Source organism: Bacillus sp. REN16, assembly GCF_020731355.1.
Classification (GTDB): Bacteria; Bacillota; Bacilli; order Bacillales; family Bacillaceae_L; genus Ferdinandcohnia.
Genome location: NZ_JAJFZK010000002.1, coordinates 96,142 through 109,201, shown reverse-complemented (window position 1 = coordinate 109,201; position 13,060 = coordinate 96,142). Strand labels below are relative to the sequence as shown.

Genomic DNA, 13,060 nt, shown 5'->3' with positions numbered 1-13,060 from the left:
AGAAAATCTATGCATAATTTCCAACCATTTCATGGAATAACTAACTTAAAGGGAAAAGTGACAATGTGGAAATAAGAAGGAGATTATTATGGCAAATTGGTTTAAAAAAGAGCATAAAAAACCACGATTAACTGAGGAAACCTATCAAACCTTCCGTAAATCAGCGGACTTTATTTGTCATTTTAATAACCAAGCCATTCGCCCATTTTGGATTTGTTATCAGCGCAATATTATTGATACTCAAACCCTCAATGAGCAAATTTTGCCTTATTTGCTATATGCGAAAATCCATTCCATACGGGATCTTAAAGGAATTCTTCCGAATAAAGAGATTGTCATTACAAACAAGAATAATGAAATAGAGGATAAGCTCTTACAAGGCAGTATCATGATTCAATTTCACAAACATGACAGCTATTGTGCACTTGTAGATGCAGTGAAATTTGAAAAAAGATCAGTGAGCCCCCCATTAACCGAATTTAGTGTTAATGGACCAAAAGAGGCATTTGTTGAATCACTCGATACGAATATCAATTTGCTTCGAAAGCGACTGCCTGTGCCGGAACTACGAGTTAAGGAATTAACCGTTGGAAAAGTCACGAGAACAAAGGTGGCCATTCTTTACATAGAAGACATCGTCGAGCCGGAAAATGTCCAAACAGTGATGCAGCGGATTAGTGATATTGAATTCGATCAAATAAGTGACAGTTCCTTTATTGCTCAAATTATTGCTGATAATCAGAACTCGCCTTTTCCACAGTTGCTTGAAACGGAGCGTCCTGACAGAGCGGCTTCAGTATTAGTAGAGGGAAAGGTCGTTGTGATATCTGAGGGATCACCCCATGCATTGATCACACCTACTACCCTTGTCGAGTTTTTTTCATCGTTTGAAGATTATTTCATGAATTGGTATATTGCATCATTTGTTCGAATGCTTCGCCTTTTCGCCGTTATTTTTTCGATCTTAATAACGCCAATATATGTTGCCGTTCTTACCTATCATCATGAATTAATCCCTAGGGATCTGTTAGCCACCTTGGTAATCTCAAGACGGGAAGTTCCGTTGCCGCCGATTCTAGAAGCCATATTTCTGGAAATAACAATTGAACTGCTTCGTGAGGCAGGAGCAAGACTGCCTGCCAAGGTTGGCCAAACAATCGGTATCGTGGGAGGTATCGTAATTGGAACAGCATCTGTTGAAGCAGGCCTTACGAGTAATGTATTACTCATTATGATTGCACTTGCAGCACTAGCATCATTTACAACACCTGTGTATACAATGGGTAACACAATCCGCCTTATTCGTTTTCCTTTCCTTCTTTTAGCTCAGCTATGGGGATTAGTAGGAATTGTATTATGTTTCTGTTTTCTTTTGACACATTTAATTCGATTAACATCCTTAGGCAGGCCATTTTTGGAACCAATCTACCCATTGCGGGTAAGTGATTTAAGAGATGCATTTGTTCGGATGCCATATTCATTGCTATCCAAGCGTCCGATTTTTGTTCGTCCGGCAGATACAAACCGTTTTAACGCTAAAAAGGCGAGGGAGAAAAAAGATATTGATGAGTAGATAATCCAAGGAGTTGCAGCGATGGAAAGAATCAAAGAATCATTTTTAGTATCTCCTTATTTGGTATTTTTCTTAATTCATTCCATGCAAGTAGGGGTCGGAATCCTCGGTTTCCAACGGATTATTGCAAAATCAGCAGGGTATGACAGTTGGATTTCCGTCATTCTAGCAGGAGTTGCAGTACACATCGTTGTGTGGATGATGTATAAAATTTTAAATCATTCAAAAGGAGACATCGTCGACGTTCATAAAGAAATTTTTGGCAAGTGGATAGGTGGTTTTTTAAGTCTCGTATTTATTGTTTACCTAACGACATTAGCGGTAACTGTCCTACGTACCTATATTGAGGTCATTCAGGTATGGATGTTTCCCGAATTTAATAGTTGGGTTTTTGGTTTTTTTACGATCGCCCTTATTTACTATATCATTTTAGGTGGTTTTCGAACTGTAGCTGGGATTAGTTTTTTTAGTATTGTCCTTCCTGTGTATATACTTCTATTGGTTTTTTTTCCTTTGGAATATGCACATGTGAGAAATTTGGTACCTATCCTGAATCATTCATTGTTGGAAATTGGAAAATCTGCAAAGGATATGACCTTGAGTATATTGGGATTTGAGACGCTGTTGATCTTTTATCCATTTATTAAACATCCAGAAAGATCCCAAAAATGGGCCCATCTTGGCATTTTAGCGACCACAATTTTATACCTTATTGCTGCACTAACTGCGATCATGTATTTTAGCGCAGACCAAATTGACCGAATGATTTGGGCAACTTTATCGATGTTTAAAAGTATCATTATGCCATTCGTAGAACGCTTCGAATATGTAGGAATCGCATCGTGGTTTCTTGTGATTCTGCCAAATATGTGTATCGCCGTATGGGGGGCCAGTAGAGGCGTCAAAAAACTGTTTTCGATCCAACAACGAAAAGCAGTCTTGTTGATTTTACCGTTTGTTTTGATTGCTAGCAGTCTCTTTAGTACACGTCATCAAATAGATCTACTGAGTAATTACTTGGCGAATTTTGGTTTCTATTTTGTGTTTGCATATATTCCGATCCTCTTCGTCATAACACTGGTCATTCGAAAATTGAGGGAGAAAAAATGAAAAAGTTTCTTACAGGATTTGCACTTTGCGCCATTGTAGTCGTAACAATCATTTATGGTAGGGTTTCAGAAGAAATTATTGATGAGGTTAATATAGTGGCAGCTTTGGGATACGATCGAGCGGAAGGTCAAAAAATTAAAGGAACAGCTGTTATCCCCGTTTTTAATGCAGATAAGAGTATCGACAACGCAAACTTCACCGGTGAATCTGTATTAGCTAAAGAAATTATTAATGTATTGCAAAAGAAATCTGCAGACCCATTGGTAACAGGTGCGATACGAGTCGTTCTGTACGAGGATGAGCTGGCAAAACAAGGTATTTTACGGTATATTGACGCGCTTCAACGGGATCCAAGTATCGGGACGAGAATTAATTTAGCCATTATAGAAGGAAAGACATATGACGTACTTAAAAAAAGTTTAGGCAACAGAGGTACGGGAGAATACCTATCAATCATGTTACAACATAATATCAAACAACGAGATATGCCAAAGACTGACCTTCATACCTTTATGTATCGTCATTATATGGAAGGGATGGATCCGTTTCTGCCTATGTTAAAATTGGATTCAGATAAAATGGAGATTACGGGGCTTGGACTGTTTAAACACGGAAAAATGGTCTCCAAAATTGATGAATCAGATTTATTCTTTTTTAAGGCGATGGTGCAAAATTACGGTGAAGGGTCTTACACAATCCGATTAAAGGGAACAGATGAATATGCATCCATTAAGCGCATCCAAACAAATCGAAAAATAAAGGTTGAAGAAGTTCATGGAGATCCAAAGATAAACATTACAATTAAGTTTAAAGGGATGTTAAGTGAGTATTCCGGGGCAAAAACCAATTCAAAAATTATACAACAGATAACCGATGAACTAGAGCACACAATTGAAGAAAAATCCGAAGAAATGTTAAAGCTTTTTCAAAATGAAAATATTGACCCAGTTGGGATTGGTTATATCGCTAGACATTCGGTGCGAGGTCTCGATTTTGAAAAATGGAAGCTTGATTATCCGAATATCAAAATAGCGGTTCATGCAGAAGTGATACTCACCGAGACTGGTATTATTCAATAGAGGTTTAACAGGATAATTTGTTTGGGTTAAGAATTGGTATTATATTTTCAGGGGTATGATATACTTTGGGTATGCAGTAGGAAAGATAATGTCGGGTAGGAGTGTCTTATTTGAAATATTTTATTATAACTGGAACATCTAAGGGATTGGGAGAATCCATAGTAAAACAAATTTTGGACAATAATCATACTTTATTTTGTATCTCAAGAAAACAGAACAATGAATTAAAAGAAATCGCGTTTGAAAAAGGGATTAATCTTTATTATTTTTCTTGTGATCTTCAGAAAACAGAAGAAATTGAAAAAGTGATGGAACGAATTTTTTCATCGATTGACTTTTCAAATGCGGAAGGAATTTACTTAGTGAATAATGCCGGAACGATTGATCCAATTAAGCCGATTGGGAAGGCAGGTCCTAGGGAACTAACAGAAAATATTCATGTTAATCTGTTGGCACCGATGCTGTTAAGTACATATTTTATTCGCCATACCGCATCATTTGCTACTAAAAAGGTGATTGTGAATATCTCATCGGGTGCCGCTAACCGCGCTAGATATGGTTGGTCTGCATACTCTTCGTCTAAAGCCGGTATCGATATGTTCACAAAATCAGTTGGTTTTGAACAGGAAACAGCTGAACATCCAGTAAGCATGATTTCATTTTCACCTGGTGTCATGGATACGGAAATGCAAGAAGTGATCCGAAAAACAAAGAAAGAGGATTTCACAGAGGTTGAACAATTCATTGAATTCAACGAGAAGGGGATGCTACGATCACCTGACTTTGTTGCGGGTGTAGTCCTCGATCTAATAACTAACCAAGAATTAATTAATGGTCATGTATATGATATAAAGTCTTTTGTATAAGAATTGGAATCCCCCATCCCATGTGGATGGGGGATTTTTGCTAAAGCGCAATTCATACCGACTAAAGCGCAATTAATGAAAATAAGACGCAATTCATACCAATTAAAGCGCAATTAATGAAAATAAGACGCAATTCATACCAATTAAAGCGCAATTATTGAAAATAAAGCGCGATTCATACTGAGAATAGCGCAATTCAGGAGGGAATATTTTATGAAGTCGACATAGACTGCTATACTATCCAGAATTATAATGGGAAATGAGGAGGAGATCGCTAATGAAACATATAAGGGTAGGAGTTATCGGCCTTGGGGCAATTGGGGAAAGGCTCATTCAAGGTTTTAATGCAAATAATAAAACAATTGTGACCGCAGTCGTTGATACAAATAAAGAGCGTGCAGCAATGATGGCGGACAAGCTTGGTGGAATCAATTGGTATGACCATCACAAGGACATGCTCGAAAACGAGAAATTGGACCTGGTCTATGTGGCTGTGCCACCAAAATATCATCATTGTGTGACATTGGATGTCATTGAAAAAGGAATCCATGTGTTATGTGAAAAACCTTTGGCAAACTCAATTGAAGAAGCCAAGGAGATGAAAGATAAAGCGGAGCAAGCGGGAATTATCCATGCTATGAATTTCCCGCTGAACTATAGTAGCCCAGTTAATACCTTAGATCGTTTGATAAAAGAAGGATACATAGGAGATTTACGTAAACTTGAACTTTCCATGATTTTCCCAAATTGGCCACGCCAATGGCAGCAGAATGATTGGGTGGCAGGTCGTGAACAAGGTGGCTTTGTTCTGGAGGTCGGGGTTCATTTTATCCAATTAACACAACGTATTTTTGGTTCCTTATCACATCTGCATAGCCGGTTGGAGCTGCCTGAAGACACTATTAAGTGCGAAACGGGAGTGATTGCTACGTTAGAGCTCGCAGATCGAACACCATTTTTAATCAATGGAATGAGTCAAATTGCTGGAGATGAGCGAATTACATATACAGCATATGGGACAAAAGGTACCCTGTCATTAGTAGATTGGGGCAGGCTTGAAGGCGGAAAGCTTGGAGAGGAAATTCATCCAATTGAGAGTGAAAAGGAAGAAACTTCAACACTCATTGATCAACTTGCACTTGCAATTACTGGCAAAGAAAGCCGTTTGTATACATTTACTGATGGATATGAGGCACAGACTATTCTGGAAAAACTCCGAAATAAAGAGTAGAAATGAAAAGCTCCCACCATTATTGGCGGGAGCTAAAATTTATTTTGCTAAGTATTTTTCAATATCATCAAGCATAAGGTTTGCTGCTAGGACGCCACCAGCTGTATTCCAAATGGGATCACTTACTTTGTGAACATTGCCATCCTTTACAGCAGTTAACCCTTTCCATAATGGATTGTTGATCCATTCTTCCTCAACCTTTGTTGCTTCACCAGTTCCTGTTTCATAGGTGAAGTAGAAAATAACGTCTCCATCCATTAAAGGAATTTTCTCTTGGTCGACTTCGCGTGCAAATTGATCGTTTTCGTCTTGAGCAAATAATTCAACCTGTTGTTCAGGACGCTTTAAGCCTAATTTATCAAAAATGACACCAGAAAAGCTATCTGTGTAATAGATTCGAGTTCTCCCTTCCATAAAACGGACAACTGATACTGCAGTATCGGTATTAATGTTCTCTTTCACTTTATTTACATGGTCTTCAAAGTCAGCAAGAACCTTTTTACCTTCTTCTTCCTTATTGATTGCTTTTGAATAGAGGGTAAAGTTCTTTTGCCAATCCCCACGTAAATCTTCTGCAAAAACAGTTGGGGCAATCGCTTTTAATTGCTCATAAATATTTTCTTGGCGCATTTTATTGCCGATAATGAGGTCCGGTTCGAGAGCAGCGATTGCCTCGATGTTGACATTACTTTCCTCACCTACAACTTCTACGCCCTCCATTTGGTCCTCGATATGATCATACCAAGGGTCCCCAATCCATGAACGAACCGCTCCAACAGGTTTAACTCCCATTGCTAATAAAGCCTCTGTTCCTTCGTTTGTTAAAACAACAATTTTTTTCGGATCCTTGTTAATAGGTGTTGTACCCATTGCATGCTCAATCGTGTATGTATTTGAATTTTCAACTGCCTCATTTTTGTCTGTGTTGTCTGCAGCTCCACAAGCAGCCAATACAAGTGTAGCAATAGCTAGCGTGAGAAATCCAAGATAAATCTTCTTTCTAATATTCATTTTGTAACCTCCTATAATTGATAATGATTTTCATTTAGTTAAAATAATAAATTGATTTGAATCTTAAGTCAATACAAAAATGAGAATGATTTTCACTCCATTGACAACCATTCTCATTTCCAATAGACTAAAAGAGAAATAAGTTGATAATTTTCACTAAAAATACCTAATACTAACATAAACATGTTTAACCTTATATATTCAAGGAGTAATAAACATAATGGTTTTAAAAACGAATCAAGCTAAATTTGCAGGACTTATTATTGGAATTTTTGTATTATTTTTATCTATGTGTGCAAGCATTGTTTATGGATACACAGATACCTCATGGAGAATGGCTTACGAAACATTCACTGCCTATAATGGCTCAAACGAACATATCATTATTGAAACCATTCGATTACCGCGTGCTCTAATTGCAGCGTCCGTTGGTGCAAGCTTGGGAATAGCAGGAGCCCTTATGCAAGCTTTAACGAAAAATCCTTTAGCATCTCCAGGAATTTTTGGTGTTAATGCAGGGGCAGGTTTTTTTATTGTTGCTGCGGTTTCCATTTTCTCGATTAATTCCTTACAAGCCTTTACCTGGGTAGCTTTTTTAGGTGCTGCAATTGCAGCATTTATTGTTTATTTCATCGGGTCACTTGGGCGCGAGGGTCTCACCCCGATGAAGTTAACCTTAGCAGGAGCCGCAATGGCTGCCATGTTTTCCTCCTTTACTCAAGGCTTACTTGTCGTTGATGAGATGGCACTCGACCAAGTATTATTCTGGCTTGCAGGTTCAATCCAGGGAAGAAAGCTTGAAATGCTAACGAGTGTTCTCCCCTATTTGGGAATTGCATGGGTCGCTTCACTTCTATTAGCCAATAAAATTAATATCCTTTCGATGGGGGAGGATGTAGCGAAAGGACTCGGGCAAAGGACAGGTACAGTTAAGCTTTTTACAGCGATTACAATCATCCTACTAGCCGGAGGGGCGGTTTCCGTGGCAGGACCAATTGGGTTTATCGGGATTGTCATTCCTCATCTTGCGAGAAGCTTAGTTGGCATTGATCATCGTTGGATCCTTCCATTTTGCGGGATACTAGGCGGCACTTTACTACTCTTAGCCGATATTTCAGCTCGGTATATTGTGATGCCTGAAGAAGTACCAGTAGGTGTGATGACTGCATTAATTGGAACACCTTTCTTTATTTATGTGGCAAGAAAGGGGTTTCGTAAAGCATGAATAAATATAGGGCCTTTCGGTACGGAAAAAAGGGAACAATCTCTTTTTTAATAGATAATAAAGCACTTGCCACGATTATAATTCTAGTCGCAGTAGTAGCAGTCTTATTTTTGGTTAGTACAGGGCTTGGAGAAATGAAAATAGACCCCGTAACTGTTTTAAAAACGTTATTTGGATATGGTACACGAATGGAGCAATTGGTTGTTACATCGTTTCGTTTACCACGAATTATTATTGCCTTTTTAGTAGGAATGGCGCTTGCGGCTGCAGGAAGTATTCTGCAAGGAATTATTCGAAATCCACTAGCATCACCAGATATCTTAGGGATTACAGGCGGTGCATCTGTTGCGGTAGTTGCCTTTTTAGCCTTTTTCTCAAATTCAAGTAATGCGCTAACGGTTAGTATTAAATGGATGCCAGTCGCTGCATTTATTGGTGCAACTGTTATTGCTTTTTTAGTATATATATTAGCTTGGAAAAATGGTGTTTCACCTATTCGCCTTGTATTAATAGGAATTGGTGTTTCAGCCCTCACACAAGCATTAACAACAACATTTATGATAATGGGACCGATTTATCAAGCAAGTCAGGCAAATATTTGGATTACCGGAACTGTAAATGGGTCAACATGGGCAAATGTACAGATACTAAGCCCTGTTGTCATTATTCTATTGATGATTTGCTTTATGCTTGCACGGAACTTAAATATTCAGGAGCTAGGAGAAGAACTTGCAACTGGAGTTGGAAGTGCTGTACAGAAGCAAAGATTCTTGTTATTGCTTGTTAGTACAGCATTAACAGGTAGTGCAGTAGCCTTTGCAGGTGGGATAGGTTTCGTTGGATTGATGGCACCGCATATGGCACGCAGGTTAGTTGGTTCTGCCTTTGGGGCACTGCTGCCAACTGCCGCTCTTTTAGGAGGAATTCTTGTGATGCTAGCGGATTTAATCGGCAGAACTGTATTTTCACCAACGGAAGTTCCGGCAGGGGTATTTACAGCAGCAATCGGAGCACCTTATTTTATCTATTTACTCTATAAGAGTCGAAATAGCTAGAAACTGGAAATGAGGCAGTTACTTGTAATACGGCATTATGAAAGGGGGCGTCTTGATGAATGCTTTGGAAACAGAAGGCTTAACATTATCATATGGGGACTCCATTATCATCGATGACTTACATCTGGAAATTCCAAAGGGTGAAATTACTGTTTTCATTGGTGGGAATGGATGTGGCAAGTCAACTTTGCTTCGTTCTTTAGCAAGGTTACTGAAGCCTAAACAAGGAGCGATTCTCCTTGAAGGGGAGAGCATCGCAAAGCTTCCGACAAAGGAAGTAGCGAGAAAGCTTGCCATTCTTCCTCAAGGACCAACAGCTCCTGAGGGCTTGACCGTCCTCCAACTGGTCAAACAAGGACGTTACCCTTACCAAAACTGGCTTAAGCAATGGACGGAAGAAGATGAAGCAAAAGTCAATCATGCACTTAAGGCTACCAATATGACGGATTTCGCCGAAAGAACTGTCGATTCGCTTTCAGGTGGTCAACGCCAGCGTGCCTGGATTGCGATGACACTTGCGCAGCAAACTGATATTATTTTGCTTGATGAACCAACTACTTATCTTGATATGACACATCAAATCGAGATTCTCGACCTGTTATTCGAACTAAATGAAACTGAAAAACGAACCATCGTCATGGTTTTACATGATTTAAACTTGGCATGTCGCTATGCTCATCATATTGTAGCGATTAAAGACAAACAAATCTATGGTCAGGGCAGACCTGAACTTGTCGTGAATGAAAGCCTTGTAAAGGATGTGTTTGGGATGAAGTGTGAAATAGCAGTTGATCCGTTGTTTGGAACACCTTTATGCATCCCGCACGGCAAGGGAAGACGTATAAACTTTATTCAGCAGCAGCTGAATAAAGTTTAAGCCTCCGGCGGATGCCACAGATTTTCAAAGGAAACTTTTCGAGCATGCTCGAAAAAATCTGGGCGCAAATACGCCATGGCGCATTTGATAAAGTAAGGTAGGAGTATAATGATGTCTAATTTCCTTTTGGAAAGTGAAATCGAACAATTAAAGGAATTTCGTTTTAGTGACAAGAGATTTAAATCAAATCTATCAAGTCCAGTGATAGAGCTTTTTGAGGATGAAAAAATAAAGCAATATATAAAGAATATCGGACAAAAAATTTCAGCACCGGATAAACGAGTCGCGGCATCCATGTTCATGAAACGTTATGGCTTTTTTGCGGTCCTGAATTTGTTTGCAATGACAATTTTAAATAAACGATTAAATGTCTCATTATCTAATATTTCATTAGAAACAAGCGACGAGGAGAAAATCTGGTATTGGAATCCGAAGTTCTATTTTTCCGACCTTCAAACAGTACCTGCACCTTCTGATTCTCGGGAGCAATGGAGAGCTGAGACGGTTCACGCCATTTTTCATGATCATATCCACGAAGTCTTACTAACACTTACAAAACATTCGGGCCTATCGAAAAAGGTTCTTTGGGAAAACATTGCAATTTATGTGTATTGGCTCTATGAATCTGTTTTAGCCAAACCAAAGTTCGATGATAAACGAAAAATCATCGAGGAAGACTTTGAGTTCCTAATAAAGAAAGCGGAAGGGGAACTGTTTGGGCCGATTGCCTTCAACCCGTTAACACGCTATTTTGGTGTTAAGGTATATCGTCCAGAATATGACCAAAACATCCGAACAAGGAAAACATGCTGTCTTTACTATAAGACAACGAGTACTGGGGACCGCTGCAAAACATGCCCGCTAAATTGCAAAATGGGAGATAAGAAAGATGAATCAAAAAATAGAAAAACAAGTTGATGGATTGCTAGAGAAGTACACAGAGCTTTTACTTGGTGAAAGTTCACCTGAATTAAAGGAAAAAGTAAAGCTTTGGTCGCTTTACATGCATATTTCAAAATCAATGCCACCACTTGCTAAGCATTGGAACGAAACATATCCGGATGCCAAAGAAGGTATCAAGGAAATCATAACAGAAATCAAGAAATTGAATGAAGAACATCGTTCAAGAACGAAATAAGAGATGAGGCACCTATAAAGGGCTTCATCTCTTTTTTTCTACTGAATAGTATTATGGTTTGGAAATTGTGTTGTTGTATAGTTATAAAACTGTTGTAGTTTTTGTTGAACCTTTTGTGTTTCTGCTTCTTCAAGCTTATACCAGCCATTTTTAAACATGAGATTATAGAGCTCTCGTTGACAATCCTGCGTTTCATTAAAAATGGAACGGATATCCTCATATAGCCCGTCATGACTCATTTCATTTAAGGCAGTGCTATATGCTGCTGTCATGTATTTTTCTGTTGCCAGCATATCGTTGATAAAGTCGCGATCATTCATTTGCGGCGTTTTTGGCACAGTGGTTTTAGGATTTTTTACTTGGTTTTGGTTTTGATTCATCTGCTGATTCATCTGTTGGTTCATTGGTTGATTCATTATGTAACCCCCTTTTTTATTGCATTTGCTGGCTTTGAATTTGGCTTTGACCAGGTTGTTGCGGCTGCTGCCCAGTATGCTTTTCCATATGATTTAAAATTTGCTGATAGTGGCGTTGGTGCATTTGACATGATTTTTCGATGGCCTGTGAAATTTCGGCCATCTGGCATTGACTTGCAAAGAAATGTGCCTTTTTTAATGCTAAAAGGTTCCAGGACAACATATCGGTTAAATACAACAAATCCTTTGATGTAATAACCGCAGGTGCTTCAGCCATTTGAGCTCCTTTTGGTGTATAAAAAGCTTGCTGTTGCTGCATATAAAAGCCTCCTTTTACGTTTTTTCAATATTAGGTTGCCAACAAAACGTTTTTGTATGCAATGCATATATTGAAAATATAGATAGATTACAAAATGTAAACGTTTAATAAAATTTTTCAGATGTATATTCAATGTAAAATAAACATGATAAACTATATGTGAATTTGAGAGATTAGTAGAATGTCAACTAGAGTACGTTTCGAGGGGGAACTTGGCATGGAACAAGTTTTACGAAATTTCTTTTTATTTTTATCGAAAAATAAAGCGTTTACAAAAATGGCGAGAAAATATGGATTACGCTTCGGTGCAGCAAGATTTGTTGCCGGGGAAACCATTGAGTTAGCCCTGAAAAAAATTAAAGAGCTTAATGCAAAGGGCCTTGCTGTAACCATTGATTACCTTGGAGAATTTGTTGATAGTGTAGCAGAAGCTAATCTGATGGCTGACGGATCGATTGAGGCAATTAAAGCAATTGGTCGAGAAAAATTGAATGCGCAGCTTTCTCTAAAAATGACCTCAATGGGCTTGGATATTTCGGATGAGGTAGTAATGAGTAATATGCGCAGAATACTTGATGCTGCAAAAGAAAATAATGTCTTCGTTACCATTGATATGGAGGATTATAGTAGGTGCGAGAAGACAATCGAGATCTTTAAAGAGCTCCGAAAAAACTACGATAATGTAGGAACGGTCATTCAAGCTTATTTATATCGTACTGTGAAGGATATTGAGGACCTTAATGATTATAATCCGAATCTTCGCCTCGTCAAGGGTGCCTATAAGGAGTCTCCTGAAGTGGCATTCCCAGAGAAGAAGGATGTCGACGATAATTTTAAGAAAATCATAAAGATGCATTTGTTAAATGGAAACTATACAGCAGTTGCTTCACATGATGAGGCAATGATTCAATATACGAAGGAATTAGTGAAGGAGCATAATATCGGCCATGACCAATTTGAGTTCCAAATGCTTTACGGAATTCGTACAGAACGCCATGAGGAGCTTGTAAAAGAAGGCTATACGATGCGTGTGTATGTACCATATGGAACGGACTGGTATGGTTATTTCATGAGACGTCTTGCAGAACGTCCAGCAAATGTAGCATTCGTTTTAAAAGGTGTATTTGGGAAGTAAATATGAAAGGGGGCTGTACATCAAC

14 protein-coding genes are annotated in these 13,060 nt (G+C 38.6%); 11 read left to right on the top strand and 3 right to left on the bottom strand.

What is annotated here, in order from left to right:
• Positions 1 to 88: 88 nt before the first annotated feature.
• From LKW28_RS02550 to LKW28_RS02530, 5 genes are all read left to right on the top strand, one after another.
• Positions 89 to 1,573 (top strand): spore germination protein, encoded by a 1,485-nt coding sequence (locus tag LKW28_RS02550; RefSeq protein WP_229138764.1) that lies wholly within the window; start codon positions 89 to 91, stop codon positions 1,571 to 1,573.
• 21 nt (positions 1,574 to 1,594) lie between these two features.
• Entirely contained in the window at positions 1,595 to 2,683 is a 1,089-nt protein-coding gene (locus tag LKW28_RS02545; RefSeq protein WP_229138763.1) for a GerAB/ArcD/ProY family transporter, read from the top strand.
• Complete coding sequence (locus LKW28_RS02540; RefSeq protein ID WP_229138762.1) at positions 2,680 to 3,762, top strand: Ger(x)C family spore germination protein; 1,083 nt, start codon at positions 2,680 to 2,682, stop codon at positions 3,760 to 3,762. Before LKW28_RS02545 ends, LKW28_RS02540 begins: the two co-directional genes overlap by 4 nt.
• A 110-nt stretch (positions 3,763 to 3,872) precedes the next feature.
• Positions 3,873 to 4,628: a (S)-benzoin forming benzil reductase gene (locus LKW28_RS02535; RefSeq protein ID WP_229138761.1), complete on the top strand. Its 756-nt coding sequence runs from the start codon at positions 3,873 to 3,875 to the stop codon at positions 4,626 to 4,628.
• Between the two features lie 277 nt (positions 4,629 to 4,905).
• Positions 4,906 to 5,859 (top strand): Gfo/Idh/MocA family protein, encoded by a 954-nt coding sequence (locus LKW28_RS02530; RefSeq protein WP_229138760.1) that lies wholly within the window; start codon positions 4,906 to 4,908, stop codon positions 5,857 to 5,859.
• A 39-nt stretch (positions 5,860 to 5,898) separates the two neighbouring features.
• Here the strand turns inward: LKW28_RS02530 and LKW28_RS02525 are convergent, their stop codons facing one another.
• Positions 5,899 to 6,870, bottom strand: a complete 972-nt coding sequence (locus LKW28_RS02525) for an ABC transporter substrate-binding protein (protein WP_229138759.1) — start codon at positions 6,868 to 6,870, stop codon at positions 5,899 to 5,901.
• 220 nt (positions 6,871 to 7,090) lie between these two features.
• Between LKW28_RS02525 and LKW28_RS02520 the strand changes: the two genes are divergently transcribed.
• The 5 genes from LKW28_RS02520 (at position 7,091) to LKW28_RS02500 (ending at position 11,165) form a co-directional block, all read left to right on the top strand.
• Positions 7,091 to 8,095: a FecCD family ABC transporter permease gene (locus LKW28_RS02520; RefSeq protein WP_229138758.1), complete on the top strand. Its 1,005-nt coding sequence runs from the start codon at positions 7,091 to 7,093 to the stop codon at positions 8,093 to 8,095.
• Positions 8,092 to 9,150 carry a FecCD family ABC transporter permease gene (locus tag LKW28_RS02515; RefSeq protein ID WP_229138757.1) on the top strand — a complete coding sequence of 353 codons (1,059 nt, stop codon included), beginning with the start codon at positions 8,092 to 8,094 and terminating at the stop codon, positions 9,148 to 9,150. Before LKW28_RS02520 ends, LKW28_RS02515 begins: the two co-directional genes overlap by 4 nt.
• 55 nt (positions 9,151 to 9,205) lie before the next feature.
• Positions 9,206 to 10,027, top strand: coding sequence for an ABC transporter ATP-binding protein (locus tag LKW28_RS02510; protein ID WP_420708797.1), 822 nt, complete (start codon positions 9,206 to 9,208; stop codon positions 10,025 to 10,027).
• Between the two features lie 111 nt (positions 10,028 to 10,138).
• The gene (locus tag LKW28_RS02505; RefSeq protein WP_229138755.1) at positions 10,139 to 10,945 is read left to right on the top strand and encodes an IucA/IucC family C-terminal-domain containing protein; all 807 of its coding nucleotides are present in this window, start codon (positions 10,139 to 10,141) and stop codon (positions 10,943 to 10,945) included.
• Positions 10,917 to 11,165 carry a YusU family protein gene (locus tag LKW28_RS02500; RefSeq protein WP_229138754.1) on the top strand — a complete coding sequence of 83 codons (249 nt, stop codon included), beginning with the start codon at positions 10,917 to 10,919 and terminating at the stop codon, positions 11,163 to 11,165. The genes LKW28_RS02505 and LKW28_RS02500 overlap by 29 nt, the downstream gene beginning before the upstream one ends.
• 38 nt (positions 11,166 to 11,203) lie before the next feature.
• On the opposite strand, the gene LKW28_RS02495 is transcribed toward LKW28_RS02500, so the two are convergent.
• Together LKW28_RS02495 and LKW28_RS02490 are read right to left on the bottom strand one after the other, a co-directional pair.
• A complete protein-coding gene (locus tag LKW28_RS02495; RefSeq protein ID WP_229138753.1) occupies positions 11,204 to 11,581 on the bottom strand; it encodes a spore coat protein in 378 nt (125 codons plus the stop codon).
• A 16-nt stretch (positions 11,582 to 11,597) separates the two neighbouring features.
• Positions 11,598 to 11,900 carry a hypothetical protein gene (locus LKW28_RS02490; protein ID WP_229138752.1) on the bottom strand — a complete coding sequence of 101 codons (303 nt, stop codon included), beginning with the start codon at positions 11,898 to 11,900 and terminating at the stop codon, positions 11,598 to 11,600.
• A 217-nt stretch (positions 11,901 to 12,117) separates the two neighbouring features.
• On the opposite strand from LKW28_RS02490, the gene LKW28_RS02485 reads away from it, so the two are divergent.
• Complete coding sequence (locus LKW28_RS02485; protein WP_229138751.1) at positions 12,118 to 13,035, top strand: proline dehydrogenase family protein; 918 nt, start codon at positions 12,118 to 12,120, stop codon at positions 13,033 to 13,035.
• The last annotated feature ends 25 nt before the right edge of the window (positions 13,036 to 13,060 follow it).

What these genes read in the sequence shown, in the direction of transcription:
- LKW28_RS02500 (WP_229138754.1), top strand. Translation starts at nt 10,917, where the DNA reads ATGAATCAAAAAATAGAAAAACAAGTTGATGGATTGCTAGAGAAGTAC.
- LKW28_RS02495 (WP_229138753.1), bottom strand. Translation starts at nt 11,581, where the DNA reads ATGAATCAACCAATGAACCAACAGATGAATCAGCAGATGAATCAAAAC.
- LKW28_RS02490 (WP_229138752.1), bottom strand. Translation starts at nt 11,900, where the DNA reads ATGCAGCAACAGCAAGCTTTTTATACACCAAAAGGAGCTCAAATGGCT.
- LKW28_RS02520 (WP_229138758.1), top strand. Translation starts at nt 7,091, where the DNA reads ATGGTTTTAAAAACGAATCAAGCTAAATTTGCAGGACTTATTATTGGA.
- LKW28_RS02530 (WP_229138760.1), top strand. Translation starts at nt 4,906, where the DNA reads ATGAAACATATAAGGGTAGGAGTTATCGGCCTTGGGGCAATTGGGGAA.
- LKW28_RS02515 (WP_229138757.1), top strand. Translation starts at nt 8,092, where the DNA reads ATGAATAAATATAGGGCCTTTCGGTACGGAAAAAAGGGAACAATCTCT.
- LKW28_RS02505 (WP_229138755.1), top strand. Translation starts at nt 10,139, where the DNA reads ATGTCTAATTTCCTTTTGGAAAGTGAAATCGAACAATTAAAGGAATTT.
- LKW28_RS02485 (WP_229138751.1), top strand. Translation starts at nt 12,118, where the DNA reads ATGGAACAAGTTTTACGAAATTTCTTTTTATTTTTATCGAAAAATAAA.
- LKW28_RS02540 (WP_229138762.1), top strand. Translation starts at nt 2,680, where the DNA reads ATGAAAAAGTTTCTTACAGGATTTGCACTTTGCGCCATTGTAGTCGTA.
- LKW28_RS02525 (WP_229138759.1), bottom strand. Translation starts at nt 6,870, where the DNA reads ATGAATATTAGAAAGAAGATTTATCTTGGATTTCTCACGCTAGCTATT.
- LKW28_RS02545 (WP_229138763.1), top strand. Translation starts at nt 1,595, where the DNA reads ATGGAAAGAATCAAAGAATCATTTTTAGTATCTCCTTATTTGGTATTT.
- LKW28_RS02550 (WP_229138764.1), top strand. Translation starts at nt 89, where the DNA reads ATGGCAAATTGGTTTAAAAAAGAGCATAAAAAACCACGATTAACTGAG.
- LKW28_RS02510 (WP_420708797.1), top strand. Translation starts at nt 9,206, where the DNA reads ATGAATGCTTTGGAAACAGAAGGCTTAACATTATCATATGGGGACTCC.